Here is a 20,317-nt window from a genome sequence, read left to right as displayed (position 1 = left end):
TTCCGTGGCCGACGACGTTCTCCTGCCCCCCCCTCCCGACGAACAGCCCAAGCTGCCGGAAGAGCTGCCGGTGCTGCCCCTTCGGGACGTGGTGGTCTATCCCTACGTGATCCTGCCCCTCAGCGTCAGCCGCGAGAAGTCCATCCGCGCCGTGGACACGGCCCTGGTGGAGAACCGCATGATCCTCCTGCTCTCCCAGAAGCAGGTGGAGATGGACAACCCCAAGCCCGAGGACCTGTACCAGGTGGGCACGGCGGCCCTCATCATGCGGGTGCTCAAGCTGCCGGACGGCCGCATCCGGGCCCTGGTGCAGGGCCTCCAGCGGGTCCGCGTGGAGTATTTCACCGAGACCGAGGCCCTCTTCAAGGCCCGGGTGGAGCCCCTGGCCGAGCCCGAGCTGAAGGTGCCGGACCTGGAGCAGGACGCCCTCCTGCGCAGCGTGAAGCAGACGCTGGAGAAGGCCGTCGCCCTGGGCAAGACCCTGCCCCAGGAGGTGCTGGTCATCGCGGGCAACCTGGACAACCCGGGCCGTCTGGCGGACCTGGTGGCCTCCAACCTGGACCTCAAGCTGCAGCAGACCCAGGAGGTCCTCGAGATCGCCCACCCGGGCCTGCGCCTCAAGCGCGTGAACGAGCTGCTCCAGCGGGAGATCCAGCTGCTGGAGGTCCAGCAGAAGATCACGATGGAGGCCCGTGGCGAGATGGACAAGAGCCAGCGGGAGTACTACCTCCGCCAGCAGCTCAAGGCCATCCAGCAGGAGCTGGGCGAAGGCTCCGAGCTGGCCGAGGAGATCCAGGCCTTCCGCGACAAGCTGGCCAAGATGACCGTGCCCGAGGACCCGCTCACGGAGATCGAGCGCAACCTCAAGAAGCTGGAGCGCATGCATCCCGACTCCAGCGAGACCGCCGTGACGCGGACCTACCTGGAGTGGATGACCGAGCTGCCCTGGGGCTCCTTCACGGAGGACAACCTGGACCTCGCGCAGGCCCAGACGGTGCTGGACGAGGACCACTTCGGCCTGGCCAAGATCAAGGACCGCATCCTGGAATTCCTGGCCGTCCGCAAGCTCAAGCCCGACCTCCGCGGCACCATCCTCTGCTTCGTGGGCCCCCCGGGCGTGGGCAAGACCTCGCTTGGCAAGTCCATCGCCCGGGCCCTGGGGCGCAAGTACTCGCGCATCTCCCTGGGCGGCGTGCACGACGAGAGCGAGATCCGGGGCCACCGCCGCACCTACGTGGGCGCCATGCCCGGGCGCATCGTGCAGGCCCTGCACCAGGTGAAGAGCATGAACCCCGTGATCATGCTCGACGAGGTGGACAAGATCGGCCGCGACATGCGCGGCGACCCCAGCGCGGCCCTGCTGGAGGTGCTGGACCCCGAGCAGAACCACACCTTCCGCGACCACTACCTGAACGTGCCGCTCGACCTGAGCCAGGTGCTCTTCCTGGCCAACGCCAACGAGCTGGAGCCCATCCACCCGGCCTTCAAGGACCGCATGGAGATCATCTACCTCAACAGCTACACGCTGGAGGAGAAGCTGGGCATCGCCGAGCGGCACCTGATCCCCAAGCAGCTGGAGAAGCACGGGATCACGCGCCAGCAGCTCTCCATCTCGAAGAAGGCCCTGAAGGCCATCATCACGGGCTACACCCGTGAGGCGGGGCTGCGCCAGCTGGAGCGCGAGATCGGCGCCGTCTGCCGCAAAGTAGCGCGCCGGGTGGCCGAGAACGCGCTGAAGAAGAAGCTCGTGCTCACGGACGACGCCATCCACGAGCTGCTGGGCCCCGTGAAGCTCCTCCAGGACGAGCGGCTGAAGGCGCCCCGGGTGGGCGTCGTGACCGGCCTGGCCTGGACCTCCGTGGGCGGCGACGTGCTGTTCGTCGAGGCCCTGAAGATGCCGGGCAAGGGCCTGCTCACGCTCACGGGCCAGCTGGGCGACGTGATGAAGGAGAGCGCCCAGGCAGCCCTGAGCTACATCCGCAGCCGGGGCGAGGCGTTCCAGATCGACCCCGAGGTCTTCCAGAAGCAGGATCTCCACATCCACTTCCCCGAGGGCGCCATCCCCAAGGACGGCCCCAGCGCGGGCCTGGCCATCGCCACCGTGCTGCTGTCCGTGCTCAAGGACATCCCCGTGAAGAACACCCTGGCCATGACCGGCGAGATCGACCTGCGCGGCGAGGCCCTGGCCATCGGCGGCCTCAAGGAGAAGGCCCTGGCGGCCCTCCGGCTGGGCATCAAGGACATCCTCATCCCCCACGCGAACCAGAAGGATCTGGAGGAGATCGATCCCGAGCTGCGGGGCCAGCTGCACTTCCACCCCGTGATGCACGTGGAAGAGGTCTTCGAGCAGGCCCTGGTGGGTTGGAAAAGACCGGAGGCTGTGGTATCAAAATCCAAGCCCGCCGCCAAGGCCCGCCCCTCCCGCTGAGGTCCCCATGCTGATGCCCGTCGCCGCGGTCCCCCCGCCCAAGCCCCCGGCTGTCCAGGCCCAGGTCCTCGAGGTGGGCACCCAGGGACTTCCACCCGCCCTGGAGGCGTTGATCCAGGCCGACGACTGGCCGGGAGTCGCGGACTGGTTCGAGAAGGCCTCGCCCAAGGTCCGGCGGCAGTACTACGAGTACTGGCTCCAGGCCCTGAACCGGAGCCAGCGCTGGGCCCGCCTGGCGGACGCCTGCAAGGCCCTCACGCCCCAGATCGAGGGCCGCGGGAAGCCCCGCCTGGGCACGTACCGGCTCTACCGGGCCCAGGCCCTCAGCCAGCTCGGGCGCCACAAGGAGGCCATGGCGGCCCACGCGGAGAACGGCCGGCTGGGCCAGCCCGAGGGCTACGCCAACGCCTGTGTGGAAGCCCGGCTGGCCGGGGATTGGAAGGCCCTCCTGGCCTACTCCGGGGCCATCCTGGCCCGGAAGCCCACCGATCCCGAGGCCCTGGGCTCGAAGGGCGAGGCTCTCTCCCACCTGGGGCGCTTCGACGAGGCGACCGCGGTACTCAAGCAGGCGGTCCAGGCCAACCCCAAGGCCGCCTCCGCCTGGAACAATCTGGGGCGCGCCGCCCTGCAGCACAAAGCCTGGGCCGACGCCCAGGCCGCCTTCGACCGGGCCCTGAAGCTGGAGCCGGGGCAAATGGAGGCCCTGTTCAACCGCGGGATCGCCCGGTTCAACCTGAAGCAGTACGCCGCCAGCCGGGACGACTTCAAGGCCGCCCTGGCCCTGCGGCCGGGCGACCCGGTGCTGCAGGAGAACCTGCGGCAGGCGGAGAAGATGGCCGCCGCCTACCCGCAACCCTGAGCTTCTTGCCGACGCCGGCTCCGAAGCCCATGCTGTCGCGGGGTGACCTATGCTTGCCGAAGCCTTCGCCCTCGTCCTCCAGCTTCCCCCCCTGGCCTTCAGTCCACCGGCCCCCGCGGCCTTCCGGCCGCCGTGGGAACTGACCTGTCCAGTCGGGGACCTGGGCCGGCCCTGGTCCCCGCCTTCGCCCCGGCCCCTCCGGTCCGTGCGGCTCTCCGTGGACCCCCGCGACCTGCGCCTCCGGGAGCCCGCCCACCTCGTGAACCCCCTGGCGGACATCCTGTTGCTCTTCGCCCTGGCGGGCTGGGCCTCGAGCACGGGCGGCACCGTGGACTTCCGGCCCTGGCCGGATCGGAACCCCCTCTTCGCCGCCCCGCCGATGACGCCTTACGTCCCGCCGGGTTCGTGGGCAAAGCCTGGGTTCTAGTCCAGTTGTTCCACGTGGAACGCCGTTAAAGAGGGCCGGAAACCGGGGCCCTTCGGTAGACTGGATCCGCGAGGTGGGCGTGGGGCTTCTGGGCGGTCTGTTCGACAAGTTCAAGCAAGGGCTGAAGCGCACCCAGGATCTGGTGCTGGCGCCCATGGGCCGCCTCCTGGGCCTCCGGCGCCTGGACGAGGACCAGTTGGAGGAGCTGGAGGACCTGCTGCTCCAGGCGGACCTGGGCGTGCGGGCCGTGGACCAGCTCATGGCCCGGCTCCGCTTCGAGCTGAGGGGCGGCTCCGAGATCGACCCCAAGGCCGTGCTGAAGGACGAGCTGCTGAAGCTGCTTCGGCAGCGCCCCGCCCGGCCCTTCACGGCTGAAGCCACCCAGGTCGTGCTGCTCGTGGGCGTCAACGGCGTGGGCAAGACCACCACCCTGGGCAAGCTGGCCGCCCACCTCAAGACCCGGGGCGAGGAGGTCCTGGTGGTGGCCGGCGACACTTTCCGCGCCGCGGCCATCGACCAGCTGGAGCGCTGGGGCGAGCGGGCCGGGGTGCCGGTGATCCGCAATCAGATGGGCGGCGATCCGGCGGCCATCGCCTTCGACGGGGCCACCAGCGCGCGCGCCAAGGGCACGCCCTGGGTGCTCATCGACACGGCGGGGCGGCTCCACACCAAGGACCACCTCATGAAGGAGCTGGACAAGATCCGCCGAAGCCTCCAGAAGGTCATCCCCGAGGCGCCCCATCGCGTGCTCCTGGTGCTGGATGCCACCACGGGCCAGAACGGCCTGCAGCAGGCGGAGGTCTTCGCACGCACCGCCGGCGTCACGGACCTGGTGCTCACCAAGCTGGACGGCAGCGCCAAGGGCGGCGTGGTGGTGCCCATCCTGGACCGCCTGAAGCTCCCCATCGCCTTCGTGGGCGTGGGCGAGGGCGTGGACGACCTCATCCCCTTCGACGCCGAGGCCTTTGTCGACGGGCTGCTGGATGCCTGAGCCGGACCTGACCCCAGGGCTGGCCTGGGCCCTGGCCACGGGAGGCCCCTGGCCGGACCCGGAATCCCTGTCGGGAGATGCCCGCTTCATGGCCCTGGCCCTTGCGGAGGGCCTGAAGGGTGTGGGCCTATCGAGCCCCAACCCGCCCGTGGGCTGCGTGCTGGTGAAGGGAGATCGGGTGATTGGCGCCGGCGTCCACACCCGGGCCGGCGATCCCCACGGCGAGATCATGGCCCTGCGGGACGCCGAGGCCCGGGACGAGGATGTGCGAGGCGCCACGGCCTACGTGACCCTGGAGCCCTGCTGCCACCAGGGACGCACGGGCCCCTGCACCCTGGCCCTCCTCCAGGCCGGCGTGGCCCGGGTGGTGGTGGGCGTGCGCGATCCCAACCCCCGGGTGGACGGCGGCGGCCTGGCCATCCTGCGGGCCCAGGGCGTGGCGGTGGAGGAGGGCGTGCTGGGCGAAGCCTGCGCTCGCTTCCACGCCCCCTTCTTCAAGTTCATCCGCACGGGTCTGCCCTGGGTGAGCCTCAAGCTGGCCCTGGGCTCCGATGGCGCCCTGGGCCCCGCCGGGCGGACCACCCCCATCACGCCCCCAGAGGTCCAGCGCCTGGGCCATGCCCTGCGGCGAGCGGCAGAGGCCATCATCGTGGGCCGCCACACGGCCGAGGTGGACGATCCCCAGCTCACGGACCGCTGGCACGCCCCCACGGCGCCCCACCGGATCTTCCACCGGGTGGTCATGGACAACGCCGGCCAGGTGCCCGCCGGGGCCCGCGTCTGGCTGCCGGTAGCCGGTCAGCCCGCCCTGCGGGCCGTCACCGGGGATCCCGAGCCCCTGCGGGGCGTGGAGGACCTCCATCTTCCCCCGGGCCCCCGGGGATGCAGTTTGCGCCACCTGTTGCACGAGCTCGCCGCCCGGAACGTGGGCCGGGTGCTGGTGGAGGGCGGCGGCACGCTGGCCCAGGCCTTCCTCGAGCAGGACCTCGTGGATGAATTCCACCGCTTCCAAAGCGATCGGCCGGCCGGCGGAACCCCGCTCCCGCTGGCCCTTCCGCCGACCTGGGCCCTCCGCGCCGCCGGCCGCTGGCCGGGGGGGCGCTGGGAGGTCTGGCGCTAGACTGGCCTCTGCCGTTTCCTGGCACGACCTTTGAGAAGCCCGCTCGACCCCACCACCTCAGGAGTTCCCATGCCTCCCCGATCCTGGCGATTCCTCCTCGGCCTCCTGCTTCTCCTGCCCTTCGCCGCGTGCGGCGGAGGATCGGATTCCTACGTCAGCCCCGACGCGGTGATCACCCTCCAGGCCCAGTATGAGAAGCCGACCCTCACCCCCGCGGGCCTCGGCGCCACGACCCTGCGCCCCGCGCGCTACTGCTGGGCCGAGGTGCGGGACGCCTCCTCCGGCAGCCTCCTGGCCTCCGGCTACCTGGGAAGTGACGGCACCGGTCGCACCACGGTGCCCAAGGGCCTCCAGGTCTACGTGCAGGTCTTCGCGGACTACCAGGTGCCCTGCGCCGATCCCACCAGCTTCTTCATGCGGGGCAGCGTGAGGAACGCGCCCCTGCCGGCCCTGCCGCTATCCAAATCCACCTTCGACGCCTTCCCGGAATGGAGCGTCACCAGCAATACCTTCCTGGCGGACCGGGACGGCACCCTGTCCGTGACGGCCCTGGCCTCCAACCGCATCGCCGGGGCCTTCAACATCGCCGATCAGGCCGTGACCTTCGGGGCCGCCGTGCGGGACATGGACGGCTCCACCACCCTGCGGCTGCCGGACCTCCACACCTTCTGGACCACCAGCACCAATGCCGCCGATCAGCAGCGCACCTATCCGGCCGTCCTGACGGGCTCCGGGTCCACCATCCTGGTCTCCGGCCAGAGCCGGGCCCTCTTCGGCCACCAGATCTATGGCCAGGGGAGCGGCGCCCCCAACACGGAAACGGATGAATGGGACGATGGCGTGCTCCAGGAGACCTTCGCCCGCCTCCTCTTCGCGGACTACAGCTTCAAGCCCGATGGCAGCAGCAGCCTCTCCCTTCTCCGCCGGGACAACGACAATGTCTGGGTGGACCGGGGGGTGCAGAGCGAATCCACCGCGGCCTTCGTGGCGGGCTATTCCGATTTCCTCGCCGGGGCCGTGCGAAACAACAGCCAGATCCTCGACAGCTATGTGGACGGCGCGGGCGTGGCCCGGGTGGACGTCTTCGACCTCACGGACCACGCCTACGTGCCCGCGGCCGCCAAGGGCGAGTTCGCCCGGGGCTCCGTGGCCGTGAGCCTCTGGGGCCTCTGGAAGAACGTGCTGGGGGGCGGCTCCACGGGCCTGAACACCCTCTGGGCTGCCGTGCGCTCCACCGCCGCCTACCCGAACGGCACGGGTGAGTACGAGCAGGCCACCCTGGGCTGCTACCCCACCTACCTCCAGGGCATCGCCAGCCGCACCACCGCCACCACCTGGCAATCGGCCCTCAACGAACTGGCCCTGGAGTCGGTGCCGAGCCCGGACGCCACCTACTTCGCCGGCACGGCCCTCTGGCTGACCCGGAGCCTCCCCTTCGCGGATTCCGGGAGCCTCCAGACCTACGTCCCCAGCCTCGGCTACTACTACGACCGCAACCAGAGCCAAGCCTGGCGGTTCGTCCACATCGGAGGCGCCCGCACCATCACCATGACGCCCACCAGCGGCCAGGACTTCTACCTCGAGCTGATCGGCCCCGGCGGCTGGGTGGCGGGGAGCTACAGCAATCCCGGCACCACCCGAACCCTGACGTTCACCAACCTGGCCGCGGGCACCTATGTCGCCCGCGTACGGGCCGGCGCCACCACAGCCACGGGGACGAACACCTACTCGATCAGCGTGAACTGAGTCAGCCGCCGCCCACCAGCCGCACCACCTCCAGCCGGTCGCCCTCCTTCAGGGGGGTGGCCGGGTGGTCGGCCCGGCGGATGACCTCGCCGTTCAGCTCCACGGCGCTGCCGAAGGCCGGCAGGTCCAGCCAGGCGGCCAGGTCCGCCACCGTGGCCAGGGCCGGGGTGTCGCGGGTCTCCCCGTTGATGCGCAGCCTCATCGGGCCACCGCTGCCGCCTGGAAGCCCTTTTCCAGATCGGCGATGAGATCCGGCTGATCCTCGATGCCCACAGAGAAACGCAGGAGGCCGTCGGTGATGCCGAGGCGAGCCTTCACGTCCGGCGGCGTCCTCAGGTGGCTCATGCTGGCGGGGTGCTGGATGAGGCTCTCCACGCCGCCCAGGCTCACGCCCCGAGTGATGACCTCCAGGGCCTCGCAGAAGCGCTGGCCCGCCAGCAGGCCCGCCCGCAGCTCGAAGCTGATCATGGCGCCGAAGCCCTTGTCCATCTGCCGGGCCGCGACTTCGTGGCCCGCGTGGGTGGGCAGGCCCGGGTAGTCCACCCGGGCCACGGACGGTTGCCACAGCAGCCACTGGGCCAGGGCCTGGGCGTTGTCCGACGCGCGGTGCACGCGCAGGGGCAGGGTCTTGAGGCCGCGGTGCAGCAGCCAGGCGGCCATGGGATCCAGCGTCGGCCCCATGACCTTGGTGAGGTGCCAGCAGGCCACCACATCCGCGTCCGAGCCGGCGATGACGCCCGCCACCACATCGGAATGGCCTGCCAGGTACTTGGTGGCCGAGGCCACGCTGAGGTCGATGCCGAACCGCAGGGGCTTGGTGTGGAAGGGGCTGGGGAAGGTGTTGTCGGCCACGGTGCGGATACCGTGCTTCTTCCCCAGGGCGGCCACGACGGCCAGATCCGTCACGGCCAGGGTGGGGTTGGAGGGCGTCTCCACCCAGAGCATCCGGGTCTCCGGGCGGATGGCCGCCTCCCACTCCGCGCCGTCCAGCGTGTTCTGGATCCAGGTGACCTTGAGCCCCCGCTCCGCCTCCCAGCGGCGGATGAGCTGCTCGGTCCCCAGGTAGATGGCGGCGGGCGCCACCAGGTGGTCCCCCGTTTTCAGGAAGGCCTCGAAGACCAGGGCGAAGGCCGCCATGCCCGAGGCGGCCACCAGGGCGCGTTCGGCGCCCTCCAGGGCCGCCAGCACCGACTCGACCTCGCTGGCGTTGGGATTGCCCCAGCGGGTGTAGAAGGCCGGGGGTTCGACGGCCGCCGCGAACTCCGCGCCCTCGCGATTCTCCAGCAGCTCGAACACGGAGGTCTGGAAGATCGGCGTGGTCACGGCCCGGGTCGGGTTGTGGTGCTTCCCGGCGTGGATGGCGGTGGTGGTGGGACCCCAGGGCGTGGGCATGTCGGCCTCGTCAGGTGCGCGGGAGCGCCTTGGCTCCTGGTTCCCAGCATAGGCGCGGAAGCCCGCTCCGGCCTACCACTTCCAGAAGATGAGGGCGAGAGCCACCACCGCCAGGCCGATCACCGCCACCAGGCGCCAGACCGAAGCCCGGCCCGTCGGGCGCCCGCTGGGCTCCTGGTCCGTCAGGGCCGCTCGGGTCAGCTCGTCCATGTCCGAGGGCGGCGCGGGGGCCTGGCAATCCAGACAGAGGAAGGGCTCGCCCGGCGTCTCCACCGCGTCCACGATCACCCGCCCGCAGCCCTGGCACACATGGCCCACGCCAGGAAGGTAGGCCGAGAGGGAAGGGGGGATCTCGTTGCTCATGGCCCAGCATGCGGTGCGGATCCGCCCTTGGCCAGCCCTTCGGCCAACACTTCGTTCACCACGCCGGGATCCAGCCGGCCGCCTCCGGCCTTCAGCACCTGGCCCACCAGGAAGCCCCGGAGGTTCGTCTTCCCCGCGTGGAACTGGGCCACCGGCCCCGGGTGGTCCGCCAGCACCCGGGCCACCAGCGCCTCGATGGCGCCCCGGTCGCTGACCTGGGCCAGCCCCTTGCGCGCCACGATGTCGCCGGCCCGGCCTTCGCCCGCCAGCAGGGCCGGGTACACCTGCTCCTTGGCCGTGCCGAAGCTGATCCGGCGCTCCCCGACGAGGCCCACCAGCTCCGCCAGGCCCTCCGGCGAGACGGGGAAGGCCGCGATGCCGCCCCCGCGCTCATTGAGGGTGCGGCTCACCTCGCCCAGCATCCAGGTGGCCGCGGCCTTGCCCTGGCCCGACGCGGCGGCCAGCGCCTCGAAGTAGTCCGCGAAGGCCGGCTCCTGGAGCAGGGTGAGGGCCTCCTCCTCACCGAGGCCGAAGGCGGTCCGCCAGCGCTGCGCCCGGGCCTCCGGAAGCTCGGGCAGGGAGGCCCGCATCGCGGCGATCTCGGCCCCGGATACCTCCAGGGCCGGCAGGTCCGGCTCGGGGAAGTAGCGGTAGTCCATGGCGGCCTCCTTGGTCCGCTGGGCCCGGGTCTCGCCGGCCTCCGCGTCCCAGCCGCGGGTCTCCTGGACCACAGCGCCGCCCGCCTCCAGCAGGGCCGCCTGCCGCGCCACCTCGTGGGCCAGGGCCTGCTTGACGAACCGGAAGGAGTTGAGGTTCTTCACCTCCACCCGGGTCCCGAAGATCTGGGTTCCCCTTGGCCGGAGGCTCACGTTGGCGTCGCAGCGGAAGCCGCCCTCCTCCAGATTCCCGTCGCCGATGCCCAGGAAGACCACCAGGCGGTGCAGGGCCTTGAGGTAGTCCGAGGCCTCTTGCGGACTTCTCAAGTCATGCATTCCCACCACTTCAAGTAATGGCACCCCGGCCCGGTTGAGGTCCACCAGGGTGGCGTCGGGCCGCTGGTCGTGGAGGCTCTTGCCGGCATCCTCCTCCAGGTGGGCCCGCTCGAGGCGGATGCGCACGGGGCCATCCTCCCCGCGCACGGCAGGGTCGCCGGGGATCTCCAGGGACCCGCCCTCCACCAGCGCCACGGGCCCCTGGGTGATCTGGTAGCCCTTGGGGAGATCCGGGTAGAAGTACTGCTTCCGGTAGAAGGTGCTGCGCTCGTGGATGCGGGCGCCCAGGGCCAGACCCAGGCGGAGCCCCAGGCGCACGGCCTCGCCGTTGAGCACGGGGAGGGCCCCGGGCAGGCCAAGGCAGACGGGGCAGGTCTGGGTGTTGGGGGGGGCGCCATAGGCGTTGCGGCAGGCGCAGAAGAGCTTGGACCGGGTCCGCAGCTGGACGTGGACCTCGAGACCGATGATGGCTTCAAATCCAGGCTTCACGCGCCCTCCTGGGGCCAGTCTACTTCGCCGGGCCTATTTCCCGAGGCAGAAGCCGCTGAAGAGTTCGTCCAGGGTGCGCTCCGCGCGGTCCTCCCCCGTGAGCTGGGCCAGCAGGCCCCAGGCCCCTTGGAGGAGCGAGGCCGGCAGCTCGGGCGGGCAGCCGGGTTCCAGGCTGGCCAGCAGGTCCAGCTGGCGGGCGAGGTCGTCCAGGAGGTCGGCCTGCCGCTGGGTGGCCAGGGCCCCCAGGCAGGCGTCCGGAGCCAGCCCTCCCAGGACGCGGTCCTTGAGGGCGCCCTCCAGGGCATCCAGCTCGCCGCGGTGGGCGGCGATGGCCACGCCGGGCACCTCGGCCTGGTCCCCGAAGGTGCGGACCTCCAGGACCTTGCCGGCGAAGGGGGCCAGGGCCGCCTGAAGGGCCGGATCGGGCGCCGCGTCCGGGGCCGGCCAGAGGTGCAGGACCAGGTCGGCCCCCTCCAGGACGGGGGCGACGCGGGCCACGCCGAGCCGCTCCACCGGATCCTCCGTGTCCCGCAGACCCGCGGTGTCGTAGAGGCGGAGGGGCAGCCCCCGCCACTCGCAGCGGACCTCCAGCACATCGCGGGTGGTGCCGGGGATGTCGGTGACGATGGCCCGGTCCTCGCCGGCAAGGGCGTTGAACAGGGTGCTCTTCCCGGCATTGGGACGGCCCGCCAGGGCCAGGCGGAGGCCATCCTGGAGGTGCCGGGCGGCCCGACAACGCGCCTGTTCCACGTGGAACCGTTGTCGAAGGGGCTCCAACGCTCGGTTCAAGATCAACAAATCCAACAAGATATCTTCTTCGTCCCCGTAGTCCACGGCCGCCTCGGCCCGCGCCACCCAGGGCGCCAGGGCCTCCCGGGCGGCCAGAATCCAGGGGGGAAGCGCCCCTGCCCGCGCCTGGGCCAGCCGGATCTGCGTATCGGTCTCCGCGGCCACCAGGTCCCGCAGGGCCTCGGCCTCCAGCAGACCCTGCTTGCCATTCAGAAGGGCCCGGCGGGTGAACTCGCCCGGCTCCGCCAGGCGGACACCCAGGGTGCCCAGGTGCTCCAGGAGCCGGCGCACCAGCAGCGGGTTGCCGTGGACCTGGAGCTCCACCAGGTCCTCCCCCGTGTAGCTGGACGGAGCTGGAAAGAAGAGCACGAGGGCCCGCTCGGCAAAGCCGCCCCAGCGCAACGTGCGCAGCGACGCCACCCGAGGTTCCGGCAGCGCCAGCAGGGGCGCGAGGACGGTCGGCAGGCCCGTCCCCGAGACGCGCACCACCGCCACCGCCGAGGGCAGCAGCGGCGTGGCGGGGGCGCAGATCGGATCCGGGGTCACCGGGCCAGTCTACTTCCGGAACACCTTCACGGGCTTGAAGGTGCCCGTGCCTTCGCTCTCGGTGCCCAGGCCCTCCTCGCGGCTCACCACCAGGTGCACCCAGCGGCGCTCGCGGGGGCTCAGGGCCCCGAGGGTGTGGCTGCCCAGCTCCCGGGCCCGCTCGGCCGCGAAGCGGCCCATGGCCATGACCTCCTGCATGCGGAAGAGCCGGGCGCCCTTCGCGTCCAGATAGGCCAGCTTGGCGTCCTCGCGCTCGCCCTGGGCCTCGTGGACCAGGAACTGGAGGGCGTCCAGGCCCGCGCCCCGATTGGCCGCCAGCCAGCCCGCGTCGGGTCCGGACACGGACAGGCGATTGGGGAAGGCCTCCTCGTCTCCCGAGGGGGCGGACTTCGCCTCCACGGACAGGCCCAGGTGGCTCATCCACCGGGTGATGAGCTCAGGGACGGACTCCAGGCTGGCGCCGCTCTTACGCATGGCTGTCTCCTAGACCTTGATGGGCTGGGGCTGGTAGGACTTCATGATCCACCAGGTCTGGGCGATGCCGATGAGATTGAAGACGAAGTAGTAGATCACGAGCCCGGCCGGGCTCTGGGCGAAGAAGAAGGTCATCATCGCCGGCATGAGCACCAGCATCATCTTGCGCTGGGCGGGATCGCCCACGGCGGGGGTCATGTACTGCTGGGCGAACATGGAGGCGCCCATCAGCACGGGGTAGATGAAGTAGGGATCCTTGGCGGAGAGGTCGACGATCCAGCCGAAGAAGGGGGCGTGGCGCAGCTCGAAGACGGCGTTCAGCATGGACCAGAGGGCCAGGAAGATGGGCATCTGGAGCAGCATGGGCAGGCAGCCGCCCATGGGGTTGTGGCCGTTCTTCTTGTAGAGCTCCATGAGCTCCTTCTGCATCTCAGCCTTCTTGGTCATGTCGCCGCCGAACTTCTCGTACTTGGCCTGGATGGCCTTCTGGTGCGGCTCGAAGTCCTTCATGCGCAGCATGGAAATCGTCTGCTTGGTGTTCAGGTGCCAGGTGGCCAGGCGGATGATCACCGTGAAGAGCACGATGGCCCAGCCCCAGTTGCCCACCACGCGGTAGACCATGCGCAGCATCCAGAAGAGCAGCTGGGCCACGGCGCCGAAGAAGCCGTAGTCGATGACCCGGGTGAAGGGCTTCTCGAAGGCCAGGAGCGGCTCGGCCTGCTTGGGGCCCAGGTAGAGGGAGGCCTCCAGGCGGCCGTTTTCCGGTAGCAGCTGGTAACCCGAGGCATCCCGGCCCGCGGGGCGGGGCAGCTTCCACAGGGCGGCGAAGTAGTGGTTGCGCTGGCTCTTGGCGTCCTTCTCCACGCCCGCGTCCAGGCCCAGGCGGCTCGAGGAGGGCGGCAGCTCCTTGCGCTTGGCGCCCAGGAAGCTGAAGAAGGGGTCGTGCAGCATCTCGGTCCAGGTCACGGCCTGGATGGATTTCTCAGACAGGGTGAACACGCGGCCCAGGTGCTTCACGGGGTCGTCGCCGGTGGGGTTGGCGACCAGCTGGAGGGCGGCGTTTCGGGGCGAGAGGCCTTCGAGGCGGATCTCGAGGCCCTTCTGGGGCACCAGGTAGCTCAGGCGATCGCCCGCGGCGTTCTCGAAGGTGACGGTGGTGATGCCCGTCGCGGCCTTCTCCTCGCGCACCGTCTCGAAGCCCGGCCCCTGCAGGGCGCCCAGGCCCGGGAAGGCGTCGGGGAAGAAGGAGGTGCCGTCCTGGAGCCAGATGGCCTGCTTCAGGGCGCCGGTGGCCACCTGCCAGGTCAGGCGGTAGTCCGCCGTGACCAGGGTGTGGGTGGCGGCGGGATCCGCGGCCTTCACGCCCGTGGGCGCCGTCGCCGCGGCAACCTGGGCCACGGAGGCCGCAGGGGAGGCCGCGGGGGCCTGGGCGGGTGCGGCGGCGGTCGGCTGGGACTTGGCGCCTTCCGGAGCGGGCGCCTGGACCTGGGCTGGCGGGACCGGCTTGGCGTACCGGGAACTGAGCCAGAACTGGGCCCCCAGCAGGATCATGCTGCCGATGACGAAGTAGAGGACATTGCGGTTTTTCATGGCGTGTCCATGGGGAGGAGACGGCGCAGGGCCAGCCCGAGCTGAACCTCGATATCCCGGAAGGTGAGCCGATCAAGGGGGGGCGCGCTCCGGGCGGGGCGCACCCAGACGACCCAGGGCTGGCCGGCGAGACGCCCGGAGAGCGACAGAAAGGCCATGCGGACCTGCCGGCGGAAGCGGTTCCGCCGGACGGCGGGGCCGGTCTTCCGGGGGGAGGTCACGAGCAGGAGCGGCAGGGAGCCGCTGGGCCGCCGCCAGGCGCGGATGTCCAGATACGCCTCATGCCCCAGCAGCGGCCGGGGCAGGGGCGTGGGCACAGCGTGGTCCCGCTGGCGGACCGTGCGGAAGCGGCCCTTGAAGATCACGGGAGCGGCGTCAGACCGCCAGGACGTGGCGGCCCTTCGCGCGGCGGCGCTTGAGCACCAGGCGGCCATTCTTGGTCTTCATGCGGCTCAGGAAGCCGTGGGTCTTCGCGCGGCGGCGGTTGTTGGGCTGGAAGGTGCGCTTCATGGTTCCACCTCGGGGGTCCCCTCCCGGGGAGGAGGACGAACCTTCGAGGGTATCAGCGGTGGGCGCGCCACTCAAGGCCATTTCCATCCTCCCAGGAGCCCTCCGGGGTGCTAGATTTGGGATCCTCCCCGCGAGTCTTCCGTGGCCGGGTGGCGTGCGAAGCCCGCCCCCGAGGTTGCGTGCCCACGCGCTTCCGCCACGCCAGCCGCCCCACCCACCGCCCCGGTGAACTCATGCGCTCCACCGATCCCACCGCCCTCTGGGACACCATTCGACTGGGCCTGTCCAAACAGCTCCCCGAAGCCAGTTTCAAGGAGTGGATCGCGCCTTGTGCCCCCCTGAAGGTCGAGGATGGGACCCTATGGATCCAGGTCCCCAGCGCCGCCGCCAAGCTCTGGATCGAGCAGCAGCTGCCCGAGGAGTTCAACGACGCGCTGGCCCAGGGCGGCCTGGCGGACCTCCACCTGGTGTTCCAGGTGACGGGCGCCCCGACCATGGAACCCGCGACCGCGCCCAGAAAGAGCGAGTCCAGCTCCCATTCCGGCTCGCATTCTGGCTCCCATTCCGCCGCCGAAGCTCCCACCTCCTTCCCCTACCTCTTCAACCGCTACACCCTGGACCGCTTCGTGGTGGGTCCGGGCAGCCAGCTGGCCTTCGCCGCGGCCAAGGCCGTGGTGGACAGCTACGGCAAGGCCGCCACGCCCCTCAGCATGAATCCCCTGTTCATTTACGGCGGCGCGGGGCTCGGCAAGACCCACCTCATGGTGGGCATCGGGAAGGGCCTGCTGGCGCGCAATCCGAAGCTCCGCGTGGCCTACCTCAAGGTGGACAACTTCTTCAACGAGCTCACGGTCGCCATCAAGGCCAAGAACACGGAGCCCATGCGGAAGAAGTACCAGCAGAACGACGTGCTGCTGCTGGATGACGTGCAGACGCTGGGGAAGATGGAGCGGACGCAGGAGGAGATCTTCTACATCCTGGAATACCTGCTCCAGCACGGAAAGCAGATCGTCCTCACCTCGGACAAGCCGCCCCAGCGGCTGGAGGGCTGCCACGAGCGGCTCATCACCCGCTTCAAGTGGGGCCTCACGGCCGACATCCAGCCCCCGGATTTCGAGACCCGCATCGCCATCCTGAAGAAGAAGCTGGAGGACGCGGACTTCAAGAACGTGCCCCCCATCCCCGAGGACGTGCTCACCTTCATCGCCCACAAAGCCAAGGGCAGCGTCCGCGACCTGGAGGGCTTCCTCACCCGCGTCATCTTCCAGGCCAGCCTCATCGGCGTCCCCCCCACCCTGGAAGTGGCCCACGCGGCCTTCCAGGGCCAGAGCGGGGAGGAGCCCACCGCCGGCGTGCCGCCCGAGCGGATCTACCGCATGACCGCCGAGACCTTCAACGTCTCCTTCGTGGACCTCATGAAGAAGCGCTCCCGCCAGCAGGTGATCCTCGTGCCGCGGCAGGTGGCCATGTACCTGGCCCGGGAGATCGCGTCCGCGCCCTTCACCGACATCGGGCGCTCCTTCAGCATGCACCACTCCACCGTCATGAACGCCATCGACTCGGTGCGGGAGCGCATGAAGCGCGATCCGGAATTCCACAGGATGGTCCAGGCCCTCCTGAATAGCATTCATTGATTTGATTGTGGTTGTTTTGTTTTCAACAGGAAGTCAGCCCGGGGAATCCGCAAACCGGCCGACCAGGCTGCGCGGAGGGGTCCCGACCCCTGGATTCCGCACCTCCCCGGAGGCTCTCCACAGCCTGTCCCGAGCGGGGAAACTCCGGTAGGATAGGGCTTTGAGACGTCATTCCACAGGTTGTCCTGGGCTTCAGCATCATCAAGGGTGATACATGAGTCTTCAGTTACAGGTTTCCAAGGATCGTCTGGATCGCACCCTGGGGATTCTGAAGCACGCCTTGGACCGTCGGGTCACGTTGCCCATCCTCCAGCACATCCTGGTGGACGTGCGGCCCAAGGAGGTCGTGCTGAAGGCCACGGACATGGAGCTGGCCTTCGAGGCCACCGTGCCCGGCGAGGGGCAGGGCGAGTGGACCATGGCCGTGCCCGGCAAGAAGTTCATCGAGACCGTGCGGGTGTTTCCGGAGGGGCTCCTGAGCCTGGAATGCCCCGATGCCGGCGGCCGCCTGTGGCTGCGGGCCAAGGGCATGAACTCCGAGCACAACATCCAGCCCGGCGAGGGCTTCCCGGAGCTTCCCGGGCCCGGCAACCAGCTGCCCGTGGTGAAGATCCCCGTGCTGCGCTTCAAGCGGGCCATTCAGCTGGGCTCCATCGCCGTAAGCAAGGACGCCACCAAGCCCACCCTCTCGGCGGTGCTGGTGCACCTCTCCAAGCACCACGTGCGCGTGGTCTCCACGGATGGCTTCCGGCTGGCCGTGGCGGAGGTGCCCTGCGACACGAAGCTCAAGGATGAGGTCCGCCTCATCGTGCCCAAGCGAGCCCTGGACCTCATCCCCACGCTGCTGGGCGACGAGGGCGAGGTGGAGCTCTGCTGGGACGGCACCACACTCTTCCTGGACCAGCCCGGCCTAAAGTTCAGCACCCGCCTCGTCACGGGCAACTACCCCGCCTACGAGAAGGTCCTGCCCGCCGAGCTGCCCAAGCGCGTGATCATGGACCGCGAGGTCTTCCTCCGCACGTTGCGCTTCGTGGGCCTGAAGAAGGACGACTACAACAAGAACGTGCGTCTGTTCTACGAGTTCCCCAACCTGCGCACGGTCTTCCAGCACCCCGACGAGGGCGTGAACCAGGCCACGCTGCCTTTCACGGGCGAGGAACAGCCCTTCGAGCTGGCCTTCAACATCGACTACCTCACGGAGCTGCTGGAGCGGCTCCCCGGCGAAGAGGTGGTCTACCAGTTCAAGGACGAGGTGGGCCAGGGCGTCTTCATGTCGCCCAGCCTGGAGGACTTCAGCTTCCGCTACGTCCTCATGCCCGTCCGCTTCGCCACCAGCGCCACCGCCTGAACGGCGCCCGCACCACCGCATTCCACCGTACCCAACCAAGTGAGTCTTGATGTCTGAAGAAGTCTCCCGCGCCCGTGTCCACACCCCCCAGGAATCCGACAGCTACACCGCCGACAACATCACGGTCCTGAGAGACCTCGAGGCCGTCCGGAAGCGGCCCGGCATGTACATCGGCGACACCGATGACGGCAGTGGCCTGCACCACATGGTCTACGAGGTGGTGGACAACGCCATCGACGAGGCCCTGGCGGGCTTCTGCACCCGCGTGGACGTGATCCTCCATGGCGACGGCAGCTGCAGCGTGGAGGACAACGGCCGCGGCATCCCCGTGGACATCCACAAGGAGGAGGGCCGCAGCGCCGCGGAAGTGATCATGACGGTGCTCCACGCCGGCGGGAAGTTCGACAACACCAGCACCGAGGGGAAGAACGCCTACAAGGTCTCCGGCGGCCTCCACGGCGTGGGCGTGTCCTGCGTGAACGCCCTCTCGTCGAAACTCTGGCTCACCGTCTGGAAGGAGGGCCAGGAGCACGCCATGACCTTCTCCCAGGGCAAGGCGGACGCCCCCCTGAAGGTGGTGGGGCCCACGGCCCGGCGCGGCACCCGTGTGCGCTTCCAGCCCGATCCCGAGGTCTTCAACAACGTCCTCGACTTCAGCTTCGAGACCCTCAGCCAGCGCCTGCGGGAGCTGAGCTACCTGAACCAGGGCGTCCACATCCGCATCACGGACGAGCGCTCGGGCAGCACCCACGACTTCATGAACGCCGGCGGCATCAGCGCCTTCGTGGAGCACCTGAACCGCAACAAGCCGGTCCTCCACAAGCCCCCGATCCTCATCAAAGACGAGAAGCAGGACACCACCGTGGAGGTGGCCCTCCAGTGGAACGACTCCTACCAGGAGACCCTCTACTGCTTCACGAACAACATCCGCAACCGCGACGGCGGCGCGCACCTGGAGGGCTTCCGGGCCGCCATGACGCGCGTCATCAACGCCTATGCCGAGAAGAACAACCTGCTGAAGAGCGCCAAGGTGAGCCTTTCCGGCGAGGACATCCGCGAGGGGCTCACGGCGGTCATCAGCGCCAAAGTTCCTGATCCCAAGTTTTCCAGCCAGACCAAGGACCGCCTGGTGTCCTCGGAGGTCAAGGGCATCGTCCAGACCATCGTCTACGACAAGCTCTCCAGCTTCTTCGAGGAGAACCCCCGGGAGGCCAAGGCCATCCTGGAGAAGGCCATCGAGGCCGCCCGGGCCCGCGAGGCCGCCCGCAAGGCCCGCGAGCTGACCCGCCGCAAGGGCGCCCTGGACGGGGGCGGCCTGCCGGGCAAGCTGGCGGACTGCCAGGAGAAGGATCCTGCCCTGTCCGAGATCTTCCTGGTGGAGGGCGATTCCGCCGGCGGCAGCGCCAAGCAGGGCCGCCACCGGGCCACCCAGGCCATCCTGCCCCTCAAGGGCAAGGTCCTGAACGTGGAGAAGGCCCGCTTCGACAAGATCCTCGGCCACAACGAGCTGCGCGTGCTCATCCAGGCGCTGGGCACGGGCATCGGCAAGGAGGAGTTCAAGGTCGAGAGCCTCCGGTACCACAAGATCGTGCTCATGACCGACGCCGACGTGGACGGCTCCCACATCCGCACCCTCCTGCTGACCTTCTTCTACCGGCAGATGCCCGAGCTGGTGGAGCGGGGCCACCTCTTCATCGCTCAGCCGCCCCTCTACAAGGTGAAGAAGGGCAAGACGGAGAAGTACCTCAAGGACGAGCGGGCCCTGGAGGAGTTCCTCTTCCAGAAGGCCCTGGACGGCTGGACCCTCAGTCTGCCGGACGGCACCGAGCACAAGGGCGCCACCCTGGTGCGCGAGATGAAGAAGTGGGGCGAGGTGCAGCAGCTCTTCGGCAAGCTGGACCGCCGCGGCTACGCCCAGCCCCTGGTGCGCGCCCTCCTGGCCGAGGGCCTGCTGGACCCCGAGCGGTTCCAGACTCGGGAGGCCCTGGAGGAGCTGGCCGCCGCCATCACCCGCCAGAAGCTGGGCACCTGCGAGATCGAGACCATCGAGGCCATGGAAGTGCCCTCGGACGAGGAGGGCGGAGCCCCAATTTCCGTGCCCGCCTCCCACCGCCTTCGCCTGGTGCGCATGCACATGAGCCGCCCCATCACGCTCTGGATCGACAGCCAGGTGGCCCACTGGGGCGAGTTCCGCCGCCTGGCCACCCTCCAGGTGGAGCTGGCGGGCTTCCGGGGCGGCGAGCTGCGCCTCCGCCGCCTCAAGGACGTCAAGGAAGCCCCGAAGGACAAGGATGCCGACGAGGAGACCGAGGAAAGCACTCCCAAGCTCGGCAAGGAGCAGGTCTTCTCGGATCCCGAGGCCATGCTGGCCATGGTCCTGGAGGAGGGGAAGCGGGGCCTTGGCATCCAGCGCTACAAGGGGCTGGGCGAGATGAACCCGGAGCAGCTCTGGGAGACCACCATGGACCCCGAGCGCCGCACCCTGCTGCAGGTCCGCGTCGACGACGCGGTGGAGGCCGACGAGATCTTCACCGTCCTCATGGGCGATGCCGTGGAACCCCGGCGCCGCTTCATCGAGACCAACGCCCTCCTCGCGGAGAACATCGACATCTAAGTCCT

General features: G+C 69.6%; 18 protein-coding genes. 9 read left to right on the top strand and 9 right to left on the bottom strand.

Annotated elements, in window-relative coordinates; all coding sequences use genetic code 11:
- Positions 1 to 4 precede the first annotated feature (4 nt).
- The 6 genes from lon to MLE64_RS12450 all read left to right on the top strand — a co-directional run bounded on the left by lon (position 5) and on the right by MLE64_RS12450 (position 7,571).
- Positions 5 to 2,428, top strand: coding sequence for an endopeptidase La (gene lon, locus MLE64_RS12475; protein ID WP_243318036.1), 2,424 nt, complete (start codon positions 5 to 7; stop codon positions 2,426 to 2,428).
- 7 nt (positions 2,429 to 2,435) lie between these two features.
- Positions 2,436 to 3,287 carry a tetratricopeptide repeat protein gene (locus MLE64_RS12470; protein ID WP_243318034.1) on the top strand — a complete coding sequence of 284 codons (852 nt, stop codon included), beginning with the start codon at positions 2,436 to 2,438 and terminating at the stop codon, positions 3,285 to 3,287.
- A 49-nt stretch (positions 3,288 to 3,336) separates the two neighbouring features.
- On the top strand, positions 3,337 to 3,714 hold the full coding sequence (locus tag MLE64_RS12465; protein ID WP_243318033.1) for a hypothetical protein: 378 nt from the start codon (positions 3,337 to 3,339) through the stop codon (positions 3,712 to 3,714).
- Between the two features lie 73 nt (positions 3,715 to 3,787).
- Positions 3,788 to 4,705: a signal recognition particle-docking protein FtsY gene (gene ftsY / locus MLE64_RS12460; protein ID WP_243318032.1), complete on the top strand. Its 918-nt coding sequence runs from the start codon at positions 3,788 to 3,790 to the stop codon at positions 4,703 to 4,705.
- The gene (gene ribD, locus MLE64_RS12455) at positions 4,698 to 5,825 is read left to right on the top strand and encodes a bifunctional diaminohydroxyphosphoribosylaminopyrimidine deaminase/5-amino-6-(5-phosphoribosylamino)uracil reductase RibD (RefSeq protein ID WP_243318031.1); all 1,128 of its coding nucleotides are present in this window, start codon (positions 4,698 to 4,700) and stop codon (positions 5,823 to 5,825) included. Before ftsY ends, ribD begins: the two co-directional genes overlap by 8 nt.
- 69 nt (positions 5,826 to 5,894) lie before the next feature.
- Positions 5,895 to 7,571 carry a hypothetical protein gene (locus MLE64_RS12450; RefSeq protein ID WP_243318030.1) on the top strand — a complete coding sequence of 559 codons (1,677 nt, stop codon included), beginning with the start codon at positions 5,895 to 5,897 and terminating at the stop codon, positions 7,569 to 7,571.
- 1 nt (position 7,572) lies between these two features.
- On the opposite strand, the gene thiS is transcribed toward MLE64_RS12450, so the two are convergent.
- From thiS to rpmH, 9 genes are all read right to left on the bottom strand, one after another.
- Complete coding sequence (gene thiS, locus MLE64_RS12445) at positions 7,573 to 7,773, bottom strand: sulfur carrier protein ThiS (RefSeq protein ID WP_243318029.1); 201 nt, start codon at positions 7,771 to 7,773, stop codon at positions 7,573 to 7,575.
- Positions 7,770 to 8,963 carry a trans-sulfuration enzyme family protein gene (locus tag MLE64_RS12440; RefSeq protein WP_243318028.1) on the bottom strand — a complete coding sequence of 398 codons (1,194 nt, stop codon included), beginning with the start codon at positions 8,961 to 8,963 and terminating at the stop codon, positions 7,770 to 7,772. Before MLE64_RS12440 ends, thiS begins: the two co-directional genes overlap by 4 nt.
- Positions 8,964 to 9,035: 72 nt before the next feature.
- A complete protein-coding gene (locus MLE64_RS12435; RefSeq protein WP_243295263.1) occupies positions 9,036 to 9,326 on the bottom strand; it encodes a hypothetical protein in 291 nt (96 codons plus the stop codon).
- Complete coding sequence (gene gatB / locus MLE64_RS12430; protein ID WP_243318027.1) at positions 9,323 to 10,807, bottom strand: Asp-tRNA(Asn)/Glu-tRNA(Gln) amidotransferase subunit GatB; 1,485 nt, start codon at positions 10,805 to 10,807, stop codon at positions 9,323 to 9,325. The genes MLE64_RS12435 and gatB overlap by 4 nt, the downstream gene beginning before the upstream one ends.
- Before the next feature lie 33 nt (positions 10,808 to 10,840).
- Complete coding sequence (locus MLE64_RS12425; protein WP_341482284.1) at positions 10,841 to 12,142, bottom strand: tRNA modification GTPase; 1,302 nt, start codon at positions 12,140 to 12,142, stop codon at positions 10,841 to 10,843.
- A gap of 9 nt (positions 12,143 to 12,151) precedes the next feature.
- Positions 12,152 to 12,616, bottom strand: a complete 465-nt coding sequence (locus MLE64_RS12415) for a R3H domain-containing nucleic acid-binding protein (RefSeq protein ID WP_243318026.1) — start codon at positions 12,614 to 12,616, stop codon at positions 12,152 to 12,154.
- A 9-nt stretch (positions 12,617 to 12,625) separates the two neighbouring features.
- Positions 12,626 to 14,206 carry a YidC/Oxa1 family insertase periplasmic-domain containing protein gene (locus tag MLE64_RS12410; protein ID WP_243318025.1) on the bottom strand — a complete coding sequence of 527 codons (1,581 nt, stop codon included), beginning with the start codon at positions 14,204 to 14,206 and terminating at the stop codon, positions 12,626 to 12,628.
- Positions 14,203 to 14,571: a ribonuclease P protein component gene (locus MLE64_RS12405; protein WP_243318024.1), complete on the bottom strand. Its 369-nt coding sequence runs from the start codon at positions 14,569 to 14,571 to the stop codon at positions 14,203 to 14,205. Before MLE64_RS12405 ends, MLE64_RS12410 begins: the two co-directional genes overlap by 4 nt.
- A gap of 10 nt (positions 14,572 to 14,581) precedes the next feature.
- Positions 14,582 to 14,716 (bottom strand): 50S ribosomal protein L34, encoded by a 135-nt coding sequence (gene rpmH / locus MLE64_RS12400; RefSeq protein ID WP_026852422.1) that lies wholly within the window; start codon positions 14,714 to 14,716, stop codon positions 14,582 to 14,584.
- 179 nt (positions 14,717 to 14,895) lie between these two features.
- Between rpmH and dnaA the strand changes: the two genes are divergently transcribed.
- The 3 genes from dnaA (at position 14,896) to gyrB (ending at position 20,312) form a co-directional block, all read left to right on the top strand.
- Positions 14,896 to 16,350: a chromosomal replication initiator protein DnaA gene (gene dnaA / locus MLE64_RS12395; RefSeq protein WP_243318023.1), complete on the top strand. Its 1,455-nt coding sequence runs from the start codon at positions 14,896 to 14,898 to the stop codon at positions 16,348 to 16,350.
- 214 nt (positions 16,351 to 16,564) lie between these two features.
- On the top strand, positions 16,565 to 17,698 hold the full coding sequence (dnaN, locus tag MLE64_RS12390; protein ID WP_243295257.1) for a DNA polymerase III subunit beta: 1,134 nt from the start codon (positions 16,565 to 16,567) through the stop codon (positions 17,696 to 17,698).
- A gap of 49 nt (positions 17,699 to 17,747) precedes the next feature.
- The gene (gene gyrB, locus MLE64_RS12385; RefSeq protein ID WP_243318022.1) at positions 17,748 to 20,312 is read left to right on the top strand and encodes a DNA topoisomerase (ATP-hydrolyzing) subunit B; all 2,565 of its coding nucleotides are present in this window, start codon (positions 17,748 to 17,750) and stop codon (positions 20,310 to 20,312) included.
- The last annotated feature ends 5 nt before the right edge of the window (positions 20,313 to 20,317 follow it).

Source organism: Geothrix paludis (assembly GCF_022808815.1).
GTDB lineage: Bacteria > Acidobacteriota > Holophagae > Holophagales > Holophagaceae > Geothrix > Geothrix paludis.
Note: the sequence above shows the minus strand (reverse complement) of the source record. Positions and strands in the feature narration are given on the sequence as shown.